At 45.2% G+C, this 19,249-nt stretch carries 21 protein-coding genes and 1 pseudogene; 18 read left to right on the forward strand and 4 right to left on the reverse strand.

What is annotated here, in order from left to right; translation table 11 throughout:
- Positions 1-2: 2 nt before the first annotated feature.
- Together ACES2C_RS05515 and ACES2C_RS05520 are read right to left on the reverse strand one after the other, a co-directional pair.
- The gene (locus ACES2C_RS05515) at positions 3-383 is read right to left on the reverse strand and encodes a response regulator (RefSeq protein WP_374166000.1); all 381 of its coding nucleotides are present in this window, start codon (positions 381-383) and stop codon (positions 3-5) included.
- A 115-nt stretch (positions 384-498) separates the two neighbouring features.
- The gene (locus ACES2C_RS05520) at positions 499-1,698 is read right to left on the reverse strand and encodes a serine hydrolase domain-containing protein (RefSeq protein WP_374166001.1); all 1,200 of its coding nucleotides are present in this window, start codon (positions 1,696-1,698) and stop codon (positions 499-501) included.
- Positions 1,699-1,921: 223 nt separating this feature from the next.
- Here ACES2C_RS05520 and fumC point away from each other — a divergent pair, with 223 nt between their 5' ends.
- The 5 genes and pseudogenes from fumC to hisS all read left to right on the forward strand — a co-directional run bounded on the left by fumC (position 1,922) and on the right by hisS (position 6,603).
- The gene (gene fumC, locus ACES2C_RS05525) at positions 1,922-3,319 is read left to right on the forward strand and encodes a class II fumarate hydratase (protein WP_374166002.1); all 1,398 of its coding nucleotides are present in this window, start codon (positions 1,922-1,924) and stop codon (positions 3,317-3,319) included.
- 50 nt (positions 3,320-3,369) lie between these two features.
- Positions 3,370-3,873, forward strand: a complete 504-nt coding sequence (locus tag ACES2C_RS05530) for a fumarate hydratase (protein ID WP_374166003.1) — start codon at positions 3,370-3,372, stop codon at positions 3,871-3,873.
- A 3-nt stretch (positions 3,874-3,876) separates the two neighbouring features.
- Entirely contained in the window at positions 3,877-4,668 is a 792-nt protein-coding gene (locus tag ACES2C_RS05535; RefSeq protein WP_374166004.1) for a S1/P1 nuclease, read from the forward strand.
- A 25-nt stretch (positions 4,669-4,693) separates the two neighbouring features.
- Positions 4,694-5,140 (forward strand): low molecular weight protein-tyrosine-phosphatase, encoded by a 447-nt coding sequence (locus tag ACES2C_RS05540; protein ID WP_374166005.1) that lies wholly within the window; start codon positions 4,694-4,696, stop codon positions 5,138-5,140.
- Between the two features lie 64 nt (positions 5,141-5,204).
- Positions 5,205-6,603 (forward strand): annotated as a pseudogene (gene hisS / locus ACES2C_RS05545) (histidine--tRNA ligase).
- Here hisS and ACES2C_RS05550 read toward each other — a convergent pair.
- Complete coding sequence (locus tag ACES2C_RS05550; RefSeq protein ID WP_374166006.1) at positions 6,600-7,766, reverse strand: class I SAM-dependent RNA methyltransferase; 1,167 nt, start codon at positions 7,764-7,766, stop codon at positions 6,600-6,602. The pseudogene hisS and the gene ACES2C_RS05550 sit on opposite strands and share 4 nt — an antisense overlap.
- 66 nt (positions 7,767-7,832) lie before the next feature.
- Here ACES2C_RS05550 and ACES2C_RS05555 point away from each other — a divergent pair, with 66 nt between their 5' ends.
- The 5 genes from ACES2C_RS05555 to ACES2C_RS05575 all read left to right on the forward strand — a co-directional run bounded on the left by ACES2C_RS05555 (position 7,833) and on the right by ACES2C_RS05575 (position 10,991).
- On the forward strand, positions 7,833-8,192 hold the full coding sequence (locus ACES2C_RS05555; RefSeq protein ID WP_374166909.1) for a DUF3127 domain-containing protein: 360 nt from the start codon (positions 7,833-7,835) through the stop codon (positions 8,190-8,192).
- Between the two features lie 230 nt (positions 8,193-8,422).
- Entirely contained in the window at positions 8,423-8,734 is a 312-nt protein-coding gene (locus ACES2C_RS05560; RefSeq protein WP_374166007.1) for a hypothetical protein, read from the forward strand.
- A 14-nt stretch (positions 8,735-8,748) separates the two neighbouring features.
- Positions 8,749-9,243: a hypothetical protein gene (locus ACES2C_RS05565; RefSeq protein ID WP_374166008.1), complete on the forward strand. Its 495-nt coding sequence runs from the start codon at positions 8,749-8,751 to the stop codon at positions 9,241-9,243.
- Entirely contained in the window at positions 9,240-10,283 is a 1,044-nt protein-coding gene (locus ACES2C_RS05570) for a sensor histidine kinase (protein ID WP_374166009.1), read from the forward strand. Before ACES2C_RS05565 ends, ACES2C_RS05570 begins: the two co-directional genes overlap by 4 nt.
- Before the next feature lie 18 nt (positions 10,284-10,301).
- Positions 10,302-10,991: a response regulator transcription factor gene (locus ACES2C_RS05575; protein WP_374166010.1), complete on the forward strand. Its 690-nt coding sequence runs from the start codon at positions 10,302-10,304 to the stop codon at positions 10,989-10,991.
- Positions 10,992-11,073: 82 nt separating this feature from the next.
- Here ACES2C_RS05575 and ACES2C_RS05580 read toward each other — a convergent pair whose 3' ends face one another.
- Positions 11,074-11,340, reverse strand: a complete 267-nt coding sequence (locus ACES2C_RS05580; protein WP_374166011.1) for a hypothetical protein — start codon at positions 11,338-11,340, stop codon at positions 11,074-11,076.
- A 286-nt stretch (positions 11,341-11,626) separates the two neighbouring features.
- Between ACES2C_RS05580 and ACES2C_RS05585 the strand changes: the two genes are divergently transcribed.
- The 8 genes from ACES2C_RS05585 (at position 11,627) to ACES2C_RS05620 (ending at position 19,224) form a co-directional block, all read left to right on the forward strand.
- Positions 11,627-13,003 (forward strand): TonB-dependent receptor plug domain-containing protein, encoded by a 1,377-nt coding sequence (locus tag ACES2C_RS05585; RefSeq protein ID WP_374166012.1) that lies wholly within the window; start codon positions 11,627-11,629, stop codon positions 13,001-13,003.
- Positions 12,913-13,767, forward strand: coding sequence for a TonB-dependent receptor (locus tag ACES2C_RS05590; RefSeq protein ID WP_374166910.1), 855 nt, complete (start codon positions 12,913-12,915; stop codon positions 13,765-13,767). The genes ACES2C_RS05585 and ACES2C_RS05590 overlap by 91 nt, the downstream gene beginning before the upstream one ends.
- Positions 13,768-13,870: 103 nt before the next feature.
- A complete protein-coding gene (locus ACES2C_RS05595; RefSeq protein WP_374166013.1) occupies positions 13,871-14,845 on the forward strand; it encodes an alpha/beta fold hydrolase in 975 nt (324 codons plus the stop codon).
- A gap of 9 nt (positions 14,846-14,854) precedes the next feature.
- A complete protein-coding gene (locus ACES2C_RS05600; RefSeq protein ID WP_374166911.1) occupies positions 14,855-15,511 on the forward strand; it encodes an HD domain-containing protein in 657 nt (218 codons plus the stop codon).
- Between the two features lie 11 nt (positions 15,512-15,522).
- On the forward strand, positions 15,523-16,563 hold the full coding sequence (locus tag ACES2C_RS05605) for a sensor histidine kinase (RefSeq protein WP_374166014.1): 1,041 nt from the start codon (positions 15,523-15,525) through the stop codon (positions 16,561-16,563).
- Positions 16,564-16,807: 244 nt separating this feature from the next.
- The gene (locus ACES2C_RS05610) at positions 16,808-17,455 is read left to right on the forward strand and encodes a DUF47 domain-containing protein (protein WP_374166015.1); all 648 of its coding nucleotides are present in this window, start codon (positions 16,808-16,810) and stop codon (positions 17,453-17,455) included.
- A gap of 21 nt (positions 17,456-17,476) precedes the next feature.
- Positions 17,477-18,487, forward strand: coding sequence for an anion permease (locus ACES2C_RS05615; RefSeq protein ID WP_374166016.1), 1,011 nt, complete (start codon positions 17,477-17,479; stop codon positions 18,485-18,487).
- Positions 18,488-18,615: 128 nt separating this feature from the next.
- Positions 18,616-19,224: a trimeric intracellular cation channel family protein gene (locus ACES2C_RS05620; RefSeq protein ID WP_374166017.1), complete on the forward strand. Its 609-nt coding sequence runs from the start codon at positions 18,616-18,618 to the stop codon at positions 19,222-19,224.
- Positions 19,225-19,249 lie beyond the last annotated feature (25 nt).

The following is a 19,249-nucleotide window of genomic DNA, read 5'->3' on the forward strand; positions in this document are numbered from 1 at the left end:
GTTCAGAGAGTAGAGCGAAGAATCTGTGGAGTGAGTGGTTTAGATATGAATCCTTTGACAGTGGAATAGGCCTCAGCCCTTAACTTATCTTTTTCATCAACTGAGGAACTTACGATGTAGATCTTTACTTCTTTTATAATTCCATCCTTCAGATTTTCATACTTGTCCAGAAAGTCCCATCCGTCCATTCCCGGCATATTGAGGTCCAGCAAAATGACGTCAGGCAGGTCTTCCTCATTTTTTTGATTATTTTCAAGATATTCCAGAGCTTTTCCTGCTTCCATAAAGCTTGAATGCTCATCAAATATCATATGCTTGACGATCATGATCTGCGCAATTCTTTGGTGGATAGGATCGTCGTCAATAATAAAAACCTTACTCATTGTGGCTTAGACCTAGTGTATGTTGGACTCGTATATGTGCTCTCTGTAACTGTTGATAAACATACAAAATTGAGCGAAATCAACCAATTTATTAATTTCGTGACATTCAGGGCAATTAATCTTCGGAAGTATCTCCATTCCCGCTATAAGCAGTCTTCCTTACAACCGGCATCCCAACCATCTTATACAGTTCGTCAAGTTGCAGCAAGCTGCCATTGGTAAGATTGCAAAGCAATACAATCGTTACGTCGGACGTGAGATCTCTCAGATAAATATGCCTGAAGCCATGCCACCATCCGGTATGATATACAATCTTATGCCCGTCACCGTCAAAGATACGCCAACCATAGCCATAATTAAAATGCCCTCTCACAAGAGTATTATGACCGGTGTACGCGGAATCTTGCCAGGCCCTGGAGAGCAGCTTACCCTTGCGAAGGCAACGGTCAAACAGGAGCAGGTCGTGCACTGTGCTGTAAATGCCTTTATCTCCGACGGGGCCGTCCAGAAAATTCTGAACAACCGAGTACCGCCAGGTACGGTCGTGACCTACCACATCTACCGGAATCTTGTCGTATTCAGCTTTTGAATAAACAGCTGTGTTCTTCATGCCACACGGCTTGAAAATATGTTCCTTCATAAACTGTGAATACTTCATACCACTGACCTTTTCAATAATTGCTCCCAGGATCATGAAGTTGGAATTATTGTAATGGAACTTAACGTCAGGGCGCGTGTAGACGGGAGGCTTATGCTCAGCAATGAGCTTCATAACGTCTGAGTTGGTGATCCCCTTACTTTCATTCTTGCGCTGCGATTTCCACAGGCGGTCTACAAAATACACGTAGTTCATTAAGCCCGAGCGATGAGAGAGAAGCATCTTGACGGTTATGCCGGGATAAGGAAAATCGGGAAAAAAATCGTTAACTGTTTGGGTCAGCTTGAGCTTTCCCTGTTCAGCAAGCATTAGTATTGCTGTGGCAGTCATTGGTTTAGACACCGATGCAAGCTCGAATACAGAATTGATCTTAAGACTGTCGCGGTGAAGATAGTCGGCCCATCCTATTGCATTCTGATAGACGATCTTCCCTTTCTTGGCCACGAGAACGTTGCCGTTAAAACCCCTCTTTTTATGAAGGTCCTGCATAAAGGCATCAATCTTTTTATCCGCCCTCTTTTTATCATAAACCAGGGTAAGACTGTCAGACTTGTCATCGGCAGCGGTCCTGACTCCCTTTTTTTCACCGGAAGAGCAAGAATTGAATGAAATGACGGAATAAAAGAACCCAAGGACTAAAATGCAGGAACGAATCATATTTATACAGCTAATCTTTCTATTCAGGCGCGAAAATCAGAAAATATTACAAAAGCGTATGAAAAGAGTTTTAAACAAATAAATTCTTGCCCTATCGATCATTACCTGCCTTGCCTACACGAAGAGTGGAATGACGAAAATTTCAAATAGCGTCATGTCTTAAAAAAAATGCTTATTAAACATTTTTGTATAAGTTTGTGAAATCCAAAAAAACCCTAAAAAGATGAATTTCAGAATAGAACACGACACAATGGGCGACGTTCAGGTTCCGGCAGACAAGTACTGGGGAGCACAGACTGAACGCTCACGAAACAATTTCAAAATCGGACCGGAAGCTTCTATGCCGAAGGAAATAATAGATGCATTTGCTTATTTGAAAAAGGCAGCGGCCTATACGAACACAGATTGCGGTGTGCTTTCTGAAGAAAAGCGCGACCTTATTGCCAGAGTGTGCGACGAGATTCTTGAGGGGAAGTTTTACGGAGAATTTCCGTTGGTGATCTGGCAAACAGGATCAGGAACGCAGTCTAACATGAACGTGAATGAAGTTGTTGCTAACCGCGCGCATGTGCTGCAGGGGCACAAGCTGGGCGAAGGAAAGACCTTTATCCATCCGAATGACGATGTGAATAAGTCGCAGTCATCTAATGACACCTACCCGACAGCGATGCATATTGCAGCCTACAAGATGGTAACAGAGGTGACCATTCCGGGTGTAGAGAGACTGAGGGACACGTTGAAAGCAAAATCAGAAGCATTTAAAGACGTAGTGAAGATTGGCCGTACTCACCTTATGGACGCTACGCCGCTCACTTTAGGTCAGGAATTTTCGGGATATGTATCTCAGCTGGACCATGCCTTAAAGGCAATAAAAAATACGCTTGATCATCTTGGCGAACTTGCTTTAGGCGGAACGGCCGTTGGTACAGGCATTAACACTCCCAAAGGTTATGACGTAAAAGTGGCTGAGTATATTGCCCGCTTTACCGGTCTTCCTTTTAGAACAGCGGAGAACAAATTTGAGGCATTAGCATCGCACGATGCAATGGTAGAGGCTCACGGAGCACTCAAACAGCTGGCTGTAGCCCTCATGAAAATTGCCAATGACATCAGAATGATGGCTTCTGGTCCCCGCTCTGGAATTGGAGAGATCCTCATTCCTGAGAATGAACCTGGATCATCTATCATGCCTGGAAAAGTAAACCCGACGCAAAATGAAGCGATGACCATGGTAGCAGCACAGGTAATGGGTAATGATGTGACTGTTTCAATCGGGGGCTCTAACGGGCATTATGAACTTAACGTCTTCAAACCCGTTATTGCAGCCAACTTCCTTCAGTCTGCACGGCTCCTGGGGGATGTTTGCGTGTCATTTGACGAACACTGCGCCGTTGGCATTGAGCCGAACTATGACGGAATAAGGAAGCATGTTGAGAACTCGCTGATGCTTGTAACTGCGCTTAACCCTCATATCGGGTATGAAAATGCTGCTAAGATTGCCAAGAAGGCACACAAAGAGAAAAAGTCGCTGAGAGAAGCCGCCTTAGAACTGGAGCTGCTCACTAATGAGCAGTTTGATCAATGGGTGCGCCCTGAAGACATGATTGGCGGACTTAAATAATTATTAACAACTGAATCCCTCTCTTCCCCGCGAGGAGAGGGAATTTTTTTATGCACGCAAGTCGACTTTTAGTTTTTACACTTACTATTATCATCATTGCAGCAGTCTCCTGCAGGTTTAACCCCAACGTTCAGGGCCGGGGTTCGCAGGAGTTCCAGGGTGTCTGGAATGGAGAGCCTGCAAAATTCCAGGATAGTCTGCTGCAATACAGCCGCCACTCGTTCAAATTTACCTGTGACTCTTTTTACGCTACAATATCTACCCGATCAAAGATTAACTACTACGGGGATGAGTGCTTCAACAAGGGAACGTGGGTAGAATATGCAAAGGGAACGTATGTGAGAAGCAACGATACACTGTACCTGGTCGGAACGTTCACCAAATCGGATTTCAGGCAGAAGCTTGCCGGTTGCTATAGAATAGGTCAGTATCTTCCTACATTTTTGATTAAAGCTGTAACTGAAGATGAAATTAGGCTTTATGATATCGACAACCAGATTCCTCTAACTTTAAAATTGCAGAAAAAGATCATTTGTGATCCTCAACCATTGTAGATTATGAGAAAGACGACAACGATTATTGCAGCTATTATACTCCTTTTAAATTTGCCGCTGCAATCTGAGGCATGGGGCTTACTTGGACACCGTATTGTTGGAGAAGTTGCAGATCATCACCTCACTGCTAAAACGCGCAAGGAAATCAGGAAGATCCTTGGCGGGGAAACGATCGCTATGGCAAGCAACTGGATGGATTTTATTAAGTCCGATCCTTCACTCCGCTACCTGGGTGAATGGCATTACGTAAACCTTCCTAAAGGTCAGAACTATGAACAGGCACGACAACTCTTAATCAGCGACACAGCTGCCAATGCCTATACAAAAGTCTCCTTTATAACCTCCGAACTTAAGAAAAAGGACCTTCCTCTCGAGATGAAGCAGTTCTATATACGGGCCCTGGTTCATATCGTGGGTGACATTCATCAGCCAATGCACTGCGGAAGAGCTGAGGACAAGGGCGGAAATGACATCAAGATCAAGTGGTTTGGCCGCCCGAACAACCTGCATAGCCTTTGGGATTCCGAGCTCATCGACTACCAGCAGCTGAGCTATACCGAATACGCTAATGCAATTGATCATGCCGATAAGCAGCAGATAGCCCAATGGCAAAATCAGGACCTCACGACCTGGATCTTTGAGTCCTACAAAATCAGTGAAAGCCTGTATGAGGAAGCTGAAAGGGACTCAAACTTTAGCTATAAATATAATTTCGATCACTACGCGACGTTAAATCAGCAATTACTAAAAGGAGGGGTAAGACTCGCTGCGCTGTTGAATCAGCTATTTGGCTAAACTTCTTCACTATTTGTTAACTACGATGAGATTACTGATGGTATGCCTGGGTAACATATGCCGCTCGCCTTTGGCTCATGGCATCATGGAAAACCTTGTAAGAGAAAAAGGATTAGACTGGGAAGTAGACTCGGCCGGCACCGGTGACTGGCATATTGGAGAACCGCCCGACAGGAGATCAATAGCTATTGCAAAGAAATATGGTATAGATATATCGAAACAATGCTGCCGTCTATTTAGTCAGGAAGACTTTGACCGCTTTGACCGTATTTTTGTGATGGACAAGATGAACCTGCGTGATGTCCTCTCGAAGGCAAGGTCTGAGTCAGATCGGAAGAAGGTAAGACTCTTACTTAACGAGGAGGTCGTGCCGGATCCTTACTATCAGGATGATCAGTTTGCTCCGGTATACGAGATGATTGAAGCCGGCTGCCGCAAGATCCTGGAGCAGGAACTCAACGGGCAATCTTAATCGCGGGATAATATCTTGCTATTATCTCTTTTAAGGGCTGAGCTCCTTTTTGTACTTTTGCGCAATGGCGAACAACAAACCGTCTGTACCTAAAGGCACCAGAGACTTCTCACCAGTTGAAATGGTGAGGCGCAATTATATTTTCGACGCTATTAAAGCTGTCTTTCGCAAATACGGATACCGTGAGATCCAGACTCCCTCAATGGAGAACCTTGGCACGCTCACCGGCAAGTATGGCGATGAGGGCGACAAGCTGATCTTTAAAATACTCAACAGCGGCGACTTTTGGGGCGAAGCAGAAAAAAGCAGCAGAATTCGGCTGACTTTGAGATAAACTCGCGCTCCTTACTGCCGGTTTTGTCGGAAAAGGCGCTGCGCTACGACCTCACCGTACCATTTGCACGATACGTCGTTATGCATCAGAACGAGATCTCCTACCCCTTTAAACGCTTTCAAATACAACCCGTGTGGCGGGCAGATCGTCCCCAGAAAGGCAGATATCGTGAGTTTTACCAGTGTGATGCCGATGTCGTAGGTTCCGAAAGTCTTTTAAACGAAGCGGAATTTATACTGATCTACAGGGAAGCGCTCGGTTCGCTCGGCTTGAAAGACTTTACCATTAAGATCAACAACCGGAAAATCCTGAGCGGCATTGCAGAAGTGATAGGTAAGCCTGAACTGATCGTTGACATGACGGTGGCAATAGATAAGCTCGACAAGATAGGCCTGGAGGGCGTTGAAAAAGAATTGGCGGAAAGAGGTTTTCAAATCAGCGACCTTGAAAAATTAAGACCGGTTATATTACTGAAAGGCTCAAACGAAGCTAAACTTAAGGATCTGAAAGATGTCTTGCAAACCTCATCAATAGGATTAAAGGGGATTGAGGAAATAGAAACGATTTTTAAGTATTTGCATCTCCTGGGGGGCTGGCCGATAATACGTCGGGCGGAAACGTGGAGGTCGATGTAACACTAGCACGCGGTCTTAACTATTACACCGGAGCTATTTTCGAAGTAAAGACGAATGAAGTGGCAATGGGAAGTATCGGAGGAGGAGGAAGATATGACGACCTCACAGGCATGTTCGGACTAAAAGGTCTGACCGGCGTGGGTATTTCCTTCGGTGCTGACCGCATCTACGACGTAATGGAAGAACTGGGCTTGTTTCCTGAAGACTCAGCAGCAACGACCAGGGTCCTGATCACCAACTTCGACCAGGAAGCAGAGAAAGCGGCCCTGCCCTTGCTTGCCTCGCTCCGGAAAAGAGGAATATCTTCAGAGTTGTACCCCGCTTCTGCAAAGTTGAAAAAGCAAATGACTTATGCCGACAGCAAGAACATTCCCTACGTTATACTTATTGGAAGTGAGGAGCTGCAGTCAGGTCAATACACGCTAAAGAGCATGAAAAGCGGCGAGCAGGAAATGTTGAGTATAGAAGCCTTGCTGGGGAAGCTGGAAGACTAATCACCTTCCCTCCGCGTGCCTTCATATAACTCATACTCCAGCAAACGGCAATCGAGCTTTCCATTGTAAAATTCAATTCTTCTGGCGGCCTTCAGTCCGATTTTCTTAGCGAGATCAGGGTTTCCGGTAAAAATGTAGCCGTAATACCCTTTGCACTTTTGCTTCATAAAGTCGCCTATCCGCTTATATGTAGCCTCCAGTTTGGCATGAACGCCGAGACGTTCTCCGTACTCAGGGTTAAACATAACGACGCCATTACCTGCCGGAATTTCAGTGTCTGCGAAGTCGCATACCTGAAAGTCAATAAGATGCTCCACTCCGGCAGTTTTAGCATTTTTCCGCGCTATATCAATCGCTTCTTCCGAGATATCAGAAGCTATGATCTTAAAGTCAAGCTCCTTCTTCGCCTGATCCTTTAACTTGCGGCGCTCAGAAAAAAACACTTGTTCGTCATACTCCAGAATATGCATGAACCCATAATTCATGCGAAAGAAGCCGGGGCTTTTGTGAGTAGCCATCAGCGCAGCCTCGATGGCCACGGTACCCGAGCCGCACATGGGATTCACAAAAGAACTTTTACCATCCCATTTGCTGGCAAGTATAGTTCCGGCGGCAAGAGCCTCCAGCATCGGTGCCTTTCCTGGCAGCTTCCGGTACCCATGCTTGGAAATCACCTCTCCTGAGGAATCTATAAACACTTCTGCCTGATTATCCTTCCAGTACAAGTGAACAACCGTCTTATTGGTTAAGGGGCCGGAATCGGGGCGGACGTTCTTTCTTGATCTGATCCGGTCTACAATCGCATCTTTTACTTTCACGTTCGCAAAGAGCGGCGTCCTGATATGCTCGTTGTTTACATTGGATGTGATTGAAAAATATCCCGCGAAGTCGATCAATTCTTCCCAGGCTATTTCGAGCAACTCCCGATATAGAACGTCGGGAGCAGAGGCGTGAAAGTCTTTAAGAGAATAAAGCACCTGACTGGCGGTCCGGAGGTTCAAGTTAAGAACAATACAATCGTTAAGCGTACCCGACAGCTCCACACCGGTGCTAAAACTCCTTGTGATGGTAAAACCGAGTTGCTCCACCTCCTCCTGAAGGTATGGAGCAAGACGTTTATTACATGTTACTAAAATCTTTCTCGCGCTGTTGAAAACTTCCATAAAATATGTGCGAAGTTAATCAATTAAATTTGGCAGTTTTGAATCTTGTAATAATTGAACGAGAATATGGATATTAAGGGCAAAGTACACGAAATCTCTCCGGTGATGAATGTAACGGAAACGTTCCGAAAGCGGGAAATTATAATTGAATACGCAGAAAATCCTTCTTACCCCGAATACATTAAATTTGAGGCTTTACAAGACAAGGTAAACCTTTTTGATAACCTGAAGACGGGAGATCAGGTGGAGGTATTTTTCAACCTGAGGGGTCGCCCATGGACCGACAGAAACGGCAAGACAGCCTATTTCAATACTCTTGTAGTGTGGCGTATCAATACTTTAAGCGGGGCCGCAGCAGCTGCTCCTGAATATGCACCTCCGGCAGATTTTAATTCAGCTCCTCAGGACGACGACCTGCCGTTCTAGAGACTGCAAACATAATCAACAACAATGAAAGCCTCCCCAAAAAGGAGGCTTCTTCGTTTTCCGGGCGCCCCATTATAATCACCTGAACCACAACACCTCTGTTAAAATTTGTTAAATACTGTTCCTCTTATCCCGGCTTCAGTATTTTTGTAAAAGGCGGGGACAGTCTGTCCTTAAGCCCTTATACAGAAAGATAATGTGTGTGGAGAGTTGATTCAGAGCAAGAGTGCATGAAAAAGAGAAGTATTAGCTTGATTATAGGTTTGATGAGTGCAGCCCTCCTGGGCGTGATGGGAATGCAATACTATTTTATACACGAATCCTACATCCAAAAGTCTCAGCTTTTTGACCTGTCAGTTAACAACTCACTAAGTGAGGTGAGTAAAAAGCTGGCTAAGCGCGATGCCATGGACTTCATCAAGCGGAAGGCTAAAGCGGAAGAAGAGATTAAAAATTCGAGAGAGAAAAAAGAGAGCAGCAAGCCGTTAAAAAGCATGCTGAGCTTTTTGCCCTGCGCATTAAAGAACTCAACAGACGAATAGAGAGCGACTTCCGAATGCGCGACAGTATACTAAGAAGCCGCTTTCCGCGCATCCTCACAATAGATAATGATTTTTATGAGACGTATATGCGCGACCCCCGGGAATGGGAGAAGGTGTCTATACGGGTCAAGATGCATCAGTCTATTGACTATAACGGACGGGTCTTTCAAAACGAGGAACACGAACTCTATGCTGTAGAGAATCAGGATATACAAAAGGTAAAAAAACGGAAGGCTGTAAATCTGGATACGGCCTATTACCTGGTTGAAGACCCGATGGCAGGACTGAGAGTAGTTTCTATGCCCCGAAAAAATCCTGCACTGAGCCGCAAGCTGCTTCAAGAACAGGCAAAACACAAAACCGAACTGCAGGCCAGGCTTCTGGAAGAGGAGAAAAAAAGGAAGTCTCTAATATTAACCGCTATTTTAAAGCAAGGTCCGATAATCAGAAGACTGCCATATTCGAGGACCTGGCAAACGAGTATGAGCAGTTCAATACGCCACTTTTGAACCGTGTTAACCCGGTCATTGTCGACACACTCTTGCGTTCAGAGCTGCAACAGAGAGGAATCAATCTTGCTTACAATTTTAGAATTGGATCGGCCAACTCTGACTCTCTGCTGTTCGCGACCGATAAGAGGAATGTATTCGAAAATGATAACACGTATTCAACCATCCTTTTTCCAAAAGAAATCATTAACGACTCCGGCGTGCTCAGTATCACTTTTCCAGGAAAAACCCGTTACCTGATGCAGCATATGAACTTTGTCCTCGCCTCGTCAGCCAGTCTGCTCATCGTGATGATCGGTTGTTTTGCTTTCACAATACTGACTATTTTCCGGCAAAAGAAGATTTCGGAGATGAAGACTGACTTCATCAACAATATGACGCACGAATTCAAGACTCCGGTTGCTACTATTATGATCGCTAGTGAGGCCTTGAAGGATCCGGAGCTAACGGAAGACAAGAGCAGGATCCAGCGGCTGGCCGGGATCATTTACGATGAGAATGTGAGGCTGGGAAACCACATCGAAAGAGTACTTAACATCGCGCGGATTGACCGCGGCGATCTTAGGCTTGACTTTAAACCAATCGAAGTAAATGACCTGATCTCTGCTATTACCGATAGCATGGATCTTCAGTTCTCAAAGAAGGATGCCAAAGTAACACTCGAATTACATGCGCTTCGGTCAACGGTTACCGGAGATGAACTGCACCTGAGCAATGTTATATTCAATCTCATTGACAACGCGCTTAAGTATAGCAAAGACGATCCCCAAATCACAATCGTCACCGGGAACGTGGGTAAAAGCCTGGTTATAAAAGTGAGGGATAACGGGATAGGAATGAACAAGGATCAGCTGTCAAAGATTTTTGAGCAGTTCTACCGAATCCCGACAGGGAACCTTCATGACGTAAAAGGTTTCGGACTAGGCTTGAGTTATGTGAATAATATTATAAAGCGCCATCAGGGAAGCATCAGGGTAAAGAGTGAAAAGGACAAAGGCTCAGAATTTGAAATTACGTTGCCGCTCACGCAGGAAAAGTAATTACGACAGGAACTAAACATGAAAAGAATCTTACTAGTAGAGGACGACCCGAATTTGGGCCTGCTGCTTCAGGACTACTTGCAATTAAAGGGCAAATACGACGTGATACTGGCTAAAGACGGAGAAGAAGGGCTAAAGCTCTTTACCGAACAGGCTTTCGATCTTTGCATCCTTGATGTGATGATGCCTAAGAAAGACGGATTCTCGCTGGGTAAAGATATCAGGAATATTAACCCTTTTATTCCCATTATCTTTGCAACAGCCAAGACCATGATTGAAGATAAATCAGAAGCATTTAATCTTGGAGGAGACGACTATATCACTAAGCCCTTTCGGATAGAAGAACTGCTCTTGAGGATCAATGCACTCCTTAAGCGGGTGTCTAATCAGGAAAACAAGCCGGCAGAACAGGATAAATTCCAGATCGGAGACTATCTATTCGACTACACCGGCCAGTTTATCAAAAAAGACGACATGCAGCAGAAGGTCTCTACTAAGGAGGCTGAGCTTCTCAGGCTTTTATGTCTTAAGAAGAACAATGTTCTTACGAGAGAAGAGGCGCTGCTCAGCATCTGGCATGATGACAACTATTTCAATGGCAGAAGCATGGACGTTTTCCTTAGCAAGCTTAGAAAGTACCTTAAAGATGATCCGAAGGTCGAAATTATCAACGTCCACGGCAAGGGATACAAATTAATTGTTAACTAGGACAAGAATTTAATGTAACTTTGATACATTAATAATGACAAAGTTCAAGAAATCGGCACGGGTTGCACTTTCAGTATGTCTTTTACTGTATTTCGCGGGGCTTACCCTTTCCCTCGATTTCCTTCACCACCATAACCCGGAACAGCGATGCAGGGATAGCAACGGTGCCGCGCGGTGCAGTCACCGTGCACATCTTTCCCAGGATTCCAGTTGCTGGCTCTGCGCGGCGCATATTCAACATCAGGCGACAAAGACAGAATCGACCCAAGCTGTTCCTGCTGAAATTCCCTTTATTCGCATACTTACCGAAAACAAGCTCATTGGATACGTATGCGAGCGCATTATACACCTTCTAAGAGGCCCTCCTATCTCCTAGTCCTATCTGATCTCGTATTCACATTAATGAGAATGCGCCTGTTGCCGTGCATTCGATGTTGTCGTTTCCATAGCGGCACAACTACACACTCTTTACGGTATAAAATGAAAGCTAACATCTTGTATATTTTAGCTATTGCCCTGCTCTGCTCTTTTGATAGTCCAGCTGCTATCCCCCCTATTCACGGACAGGTTACGGATGCCGCCACAGGCCTCCCCTGGCTGGCGCTACCCTTTCTATTGCCGAGCTGCGGCTCTCAGTGGGAACGGATGATAAAGGGAACTACGTTTTTTCGAAACTTCCTGCAAAAGGGCACTTTCTGATTGAGGTAAAATATCTTGGGTATAAGACAATTGCTGAACCGGTTGATGTAGGCAGCATTCGGAATTTTGCACTCGAGAGAAGTACCATTGAAGTTCAGGAGGTGGTAGTAACCGGTGCAGCGAGTAGTTCCACTAATAAGAAAAACAGCACCTCTGTAACAGTTCTTAACAAGTCTGACCTCGCCAGAGTTCCATCTGCGAACATCATAGATGCCATTTCCAAGCTCCCCGGCGTTTCTCAGATCACCACAGGATCTTCCATTTCAAAGCCGGTGATCAGGGGACTGAGTTATAACAGGGTGATCACACTTTCTGACGGTGTCAAACAGGAAGGCCAGCAATGGGGAGACGAGCACGGCATTGAAATAGATCAATTCCGGGCAGAAAGAGTAGAAGTATTGCGGGGAGCCGCCAGTCTGCTTTATGGCTCCGATGCAATGGGAGGAGTGATCAATATTATCGACGCTTTGCCTCCGTCCCAGGGAACAATCCGGGGTGAGGCGACTTCCAGCTATGCCTCAAACAATGGCCTCAGCGGTTCTTCAGGAATGCTGGAAGGGAATAGTAACGGACTTGTCTGGCGAAGCAGGGTTTCCTATAAAAATGCGTACGGACTGAAAACCCCGGACTACCGCTTACCCAACACGGCCTTTCACGAGACCGACGTGAGCGGACAGCTCGGAGTGAATAGAAACTGGGGGTACATGCATTTAGATTTGTCGTCATTCAGGCAGAAGCTCGGCCTGCCCGAATACGAGAGGAATGAAGCGGGGCAATTCGTGAGGGAAGAAGAAAACGCAGGAGAAGAGGAAGAGGTTATTGACCCGGCACAGTATAAAAGCCGCAACCTATTCACCCCCTTTCAGGACATCCGCCATTATAAAGCGGCTGTCAATACTTACATTATGATTGGAGAAGGCAGTCTGAGATCTACTATATCCTTTCAACAAAACCAGCGAAGAGAACTGGAGGATAGTGAAAGGGATCCCTCTCTATTCTTCGATCTTAAAACGTTCAGTTATGACCTGAAATATTACCTGCCCAAACAGAATGGCTGGGAGCCTGCAATCGGTATCTCGGGGGCATTCCAGAAAAACGCAAACAGAGCCGAAGAACTCCTGATTCCCGATTACGACAGTAAAGATGCCGGCGCGTTTTTCTACGCGAAAAAAACTGGAAGGCTACCACTTTTAACGCAGGCTTACGGTTTGACTACAGAACCATTGACGGGAAACAGATGGAAGAAAACGGAACGCCTAAATTCAGCGCCTTCTCTAATGACTTCTCGAACCTTAGCGGGGCCGTTGGGATAACGCACGAACTTAGCAAAGCACTCAACTTTAAGGCAAATATCGGAAGTGCATTCAGGGCCCCTAACATAGCAGAACTCAGCACTGGCGGAGTTCATGAAGGAACTGAACGGTATGAGATCGGCAATGTCAACCTGAAGCCTGAGAGGAGTTACTATATAGATGCGGCGCTAGAGTACCAGACGGACAAGGCGGACGCCTTTCTGAATCTCTATAATAACTATATTGACAACTATATTTACTTAAGACAATCAGACCTGGACGAGATGATAGACCATCATTATGTATATCATTACCGGCAGGACAATGCAAACCTGTATGGACTTGAAGCCGGTTTTACGCTCCATCCGATATCACTCATCCACTTCGAAAACAGCTTCTCAATAACGAGGGGCAAAAATAACTCCACCAGATCCGATCTCCCCTTTATCCCTGCCCCTGTACTGAGGAATGAAATACGCTTCGAGCCCGCGATAAAAGGGATGGAAAATACCTGGTTCTCGATAGGCTTGGATAATGTATTTCAACAAAATCACATTGATATATTTGAAACTCCGGGAGCCGCTTATACCCTTGTTAATGCTTCTGCTGGAACGACCGTAAAAGTGGGACGACAAGCGCTGCGATTAAGTATCAACGCAAGGAACCTGTTTGACAAAGCGTATATCGATCACCTCAGCCGGTTCAAACAAAAGGGCTTTTTGAACCTGGGAAGAAATGTTTCGTTTAGTGTATTCGTGCCTTTCGTATTGAGAAAAGGCAGCTAAGCTTTGACTTATAAGGAAGATCCATTCCCATCATTAAAAAAGAGCAGGATCTGCAACACCGAATGCCCGGAAAATCGTTATTGTTGGTGTACATATCAAAAAAATGAAAAATGCGGTCTTACTATTAGCATTATTACTCCCCTTCTGCTTGTTTGCGCAGTCTGACACGCTATCAATTACGCTGGAGAACGTTAAATATCCTTATCCTGTTCACTTTATAAACCTGAACCAGGAGGGTCAGGACTTCAGAATGGCGTACATGGACGTGCAGCCTGCCCGGCCTTCGGGAAAGTCGGTTATCCTCTTACACGGAAAGAACTTTGCAGGGTATTACTGGAAAGATGTAATCAAAGCGCTCTGCGACAAAGGGTACAGGGTGATCGTGCCCGACCAGGTCGGATTCGGAAAATCATCAAAACCTTTTATCCATTACAGTTTCCATCTTCTCGCACGTTTTAACGCTCAGCTCCTCGACACGCTTGGCATCAGAAAAACCGCTGTCCTGGGACACTCGATGGGAGGCATGCTTGCATCCCGATTCGCACTGATGTACCCCGACAGGACGTCAAAACTACTCCTTGAAGACCCGATCGGTCTGGAGGACTACCGAACATTCGTACCTTATATTACAACGGAAGAGCAATATAAAACGGAGCTTAAAGCTACTCCAGAGAGCGTAAAGAAGTACTATCAGTCATCTTATTTCCCCAAATGGAAGCCCGAATACGACTATCTTGTTGACGTCGGAGGAGGAGTATCTAAAAGTGCGGACTTTCCACGTTACGCGCTGGTGGCTGCTCTTACCTTTACGATGATTTACGAACAACCGGTAGTTCATGAACTTTCGAACTTGAAAGTTCCGGTGACCTTGTTTGTCGGTCTCGAAGACAAAACGATCGTTGGAAAAGCACTGCTGCCCGTTGCAGAACAAGCCAGGCACGGTCAATACCGGACGCTCGGAAAGCAAACCGCTGCAAAGATCCCCAATTGCAAATTGATCGAATTTGAAGGGGTGGGCCACATTCCTCACGTTGAAACTCCTGCGAAGTTTATATCTTCACTACTTTCTGAACTATAAGTACCTTTAATTTTGGATCGCGCAGACATTATACAGCAGACAATAACCTTTGTAAAAGAAACATTAAGAGGAGCAGAAAGCGGTCATGACTGGTTCCATATCGAGCGGGTGTGGAATACCGCCAGGACAATCGGTCGAGAAGAGCAGGCAGATCTTTTGGTGGTAGAACTTGCCGCTTTACTACACGACATCGCAGACTCAAAGTTCCATGGAGGAGACGAAGAAATCGGCCCCTCAACCGCGGCTAATTTCCTGAATTCTATCAAAGTAGACCCGTCCATATCCTTCCACGTGGAACAGATTATCCGGCATATGTCATTCAAGGCTAGTCTGGGCAAGCCCTCATTCAACTCCCTGGAGATGGAGGTTGTCCAAGACGCTGACAGGCTAGATGCTATTGGAGCGATTGGTATAGCACGAGCCTTTACTTACGGCGACCATAAGAACCGTCCGCTCTTCGACCCGGAAATTCAACCGAGGTTAAATATGACCAGGGAGGAGTACAAAAACAACGAGGGCCCTACAATAAACCACTTTTACGAAAAGCTGCTTTTGTTGAAGGACAAAATGAACACAGGATCTGCAAAAAGACTGGCAGCTGAAAGACATAAGTTTATGGAAGAATATCTGGCTCAATTTTATGCAGAATGGAATGCCGAAAAATAGTATCATTGTAAATGAAACTCAGGGAATTAGTATTCATAAACGCTTTTGTAGTCGCTTTAACCCTTGCTATTGTTAACTACTACTTTCAGGGGAACTTGTACGACCTTGCTTTGACCTTTGGTGTTACGCTGGTAATTTGTTACCTCGTATTCTATTACTTGATAGAGAAGTACATATACAGCAAAATAAAGCTGATTTACAAGCTTATCCACAACCTGAAGCTGGGCAAGGATTTAAAAGATGCGCTCGGAGAATATGTAAGTGACGATCCTATCCACGATGTAGAAAATGAAGTGAAAGAATGGGCAAGGGTAAAAAAGATTGAGATCGACGCATTAAAAAACCAGGAACAATTCAGACGAGAGTTTTTAGGAAATATATCGCATGAACTAAAGACGCCGCTATTCGCCGTACAAGGCTACATAGAGGCGCTGCAGGACGAAGCGATTGAGGATCCCGAGCTGGCGAAGCAATTCCTCGATAAGGCTTCGAAGAACATTGAACGCCTCAGTTTACTTATTAGCGACCTTGATTCCATATCCAAGCTTGAAAGCGGCGAGGTAAAATTAAACTATAAGAAGTTTGATCTTACGGTTATGATAAAGGAAGTGATCGAGCAAATGGAGCTTAAAGCGCAGGCTCAGAAAATACAGCTCGTGTTTAAGGACAAGTATCAGGTGCCAACCTGGGTAAATGCCGACAGGGACAAAATATGCCAGGTCCTTATCAACCTTATTGACAACTCAATTAAGTATGGCAAAGAGAATGGCACAACGTCTATCAAAACATTTGTCTTACATGATCAGATACTGGTAGAAGTAACAGACGACGGAAGCGGCATCGAAGAGAAATATCTTCCAAGGTTGTTTGAACGATTCTTCCGTACAGACCAAAGCCGTTCAAGACAAATAGGAGGGTCTGGTCTTGGCCTGGCTATTGTAAAACATATTCTGGAAGCGCATCAGCAAACCATTACGGTACGAAGTACTGAAGGCCTCGGCTCTACCTTCGCCTTCACCCTCGCCCGCGCAAAAGGGTCATTTCCGATCTAAAGAGGTGTAAAAGTTAACACGCGCCACTAGCAACAACTGCAGAACCCCTGGCTGTAAAGAAATCGACTGACTTCTCAGAAGCTTCGTCTCACAGTGGCAGAAAAACCGGAGATCTTGCTGTTTTATACTGTATTTCAGTGAGTGCGGCCGACATCCACGCGACTCTCCCGCAATGTCTTAATTAACAATTAACATTAAGTTAACATTGTATTGATACTTTTGCTGAGTTTTTGAAAAGTATTATATGTCATTAAACAGCATTTTCCAATACTTCGTGCCGAAGGACAGGAAGTTTTTTCCCTTGTTTGAAAAAGCAAGTGAAAATCTGATAAATTTAGGTGAAGCCCTGAATGAACTGGTGAACTCCACAAGTGCTAGTCGCCGACTAGAACTTACCAAAAAGATTGAAGATCTTGAGCATGTTGGAGACGATATCACCCACCAAATATTCCTTGAGTTAGGAAAGAACTTTATTACACCTTTCGACCGCGAAGATATCCACGCCCTGGCCTCTGCCATCGACGACATTGCAGACTTTATACACGGGTCAGCAGCTCGCATGGACCTTTACAAGATCACTGAAGGAACTACTCCGGTAAAGAAACTGGCCGAACTAATCCTCCAGGGATGTGTCGACCTGAATAAGGCTGTCTTTGAGTTAAAGAACTTGAAGAACATCCGGTTGATCACCGATTCTTGTGTCCGTATCAACAGCATGGAAAATCAGGCTGACTACGTCTTCGACCGGGCAGTGGCAGACTTGTTTGAATACGAACAGGATGTGAAATTAATCATCAAATACAAAGAGATCCTTTCTGCACTTGAGACAGCCACAGACAAGTGTGAAGACGCAGCGAACGTCCTTGAAACTATTCTCGTTAAGAACGCATAAAACAACTTAAAATCACTAAAAATGGTTACTACCCTTTTAGTAGTTGTCGTTATCCTGGCGGTTCTGTTCGATTATATTAACGGATTTCATGATGCGGCAAATTCAATTGCAACAGTAGTTTCTACAAAGGTGCTTTCACCTTTTCAGGCTGTTCTTTGGGCTGCCCTGTTTAATTTTGCAGCTTATTTCTATTTCGATGATCACAAGGTGGCTAACACAGTGGCCAAAACTGTTGTCGAAAACTTCATCACGATGCATGTGATTCTGGCCGGATTAATAGCCGCGATCACCTGGAACTTATTCACATGGTACTACGGTATCCCATCCAGCTCCAGTCATACTCTGATTGGAGGATTTGCGGGAGCGGGCATTACATACGCATTGTTAAACGGCCATACCCCTACCGAAGCATTAAACCTGGGCTATGTATTTAAAATTCTTTCTTTCATAGTCCTGGCGCCGATTATTGGTATGATCATATCGGTCATTATTACGCTGATCATTATTAATCTCAGCCGATGGTCGAAGCCAGCTACAGCGGAAAAATGGTTTAAGCGCCTGCAGCTTGTGTCTTCTGCTGCTCTAAGTTTCGCCCATGGCGGTAACGACGCACAAAAAGTAATGGGGATTATCTATGTGGCGCTTGTTGCATCAAATGTCATAAGCAGCAAGGACCATATGCCTGAATGGGTTCCGATTGTTTGTTATAGCGCAATCGCCTTTGGTACAATGAGCGGAGGATGGAGAATTGTTAAAACGATGGGATCGAGAATAACAAAGGTTACTGCCCTGGAAGGTGTAGGAGCTGAAACAGCAGGAGCGATCACCCTGGGCATCACAGAACATTTTGCCATTCCTGTTTCTACAACACACACCATTACCGGCTCTATTATTGGCGTAGGTCTGACAAAGAGAGTCTCGGCTGTACGATGGGGAGTTACCATCAACCTGGTTTGGGCATGGATTCTTACTATCCCGGTTTCAGCCCTTTTGGCTGGCCTGGTTTATTTCATCATGCACTTCTTCATCTAAAAAGATTTTAGACATTATAAAGCAAGAAAGGCTCCCTTCGGAGCCTTTCTTGCTTTTACAGCATATTTTTTTATGCCCAAAAAGCAGCACGTTTGTAATTCAGTTGATTAAAGAATCGCTATAAGGGTATGTCAATAAGTATTTCCTATATTATAGAGACAGCGGGAATCGTCGTCTTTACAATCTCCGGCGCATTTTCTGCTATGCAAAAAAGATTTGACGCCTTCGGAGTGCTTATCATCGGCTTTGTTACCGCTCTGGGAGGAGGGACAATCCGTGATGTCCTCATAGGATACACCCCCGTCACGTGGATGCGAACTCCCAACATACCAATCCTTATTTTCGCCACGGGTATCGTCACCCTGTTCTTCAAGAATCACATCAAAAATCTGAAGACCACCTTTATTATTTTTGACGCAGTGGGTCTCGGATTATACACCATGATAGGAATCCAGAAAGGGATCCAGGCGGGGCTCGATCCTGGCATATGCATTATACTGGGGACAATTACCGGAAGTTTCGGTGGTGTCCTACGCGATATTCTCTTGAACGATATTCCGCAAATATTCAGAAAAGAGATTTATGCAACGGCCTGTATTGTAGGAGGGGTGATATACTTCATTCTCCTCGAAAGCCTGAATAGAGACGTGGCCCGGCTTGTCACTATCTCGCTCATCTGTGGCATCAGGCTGATTGCAGTCAGGTTTAACCTCAGCATGCCTAAGTTCTATGCCTGACGCCCTCGTTCGGACTCCCTGAGAC

The sequence above is a fragment of the Arcticibacter sp. MXS-1 genome (assembly GCF_041902385.1).
In the GTDB taxonomy this organism is placed as follows: Bacteria; Bacteroidota; Bacteroidia; order Sphingobacteriales; family Sphingobacteriaceae; genus Arcticibacter.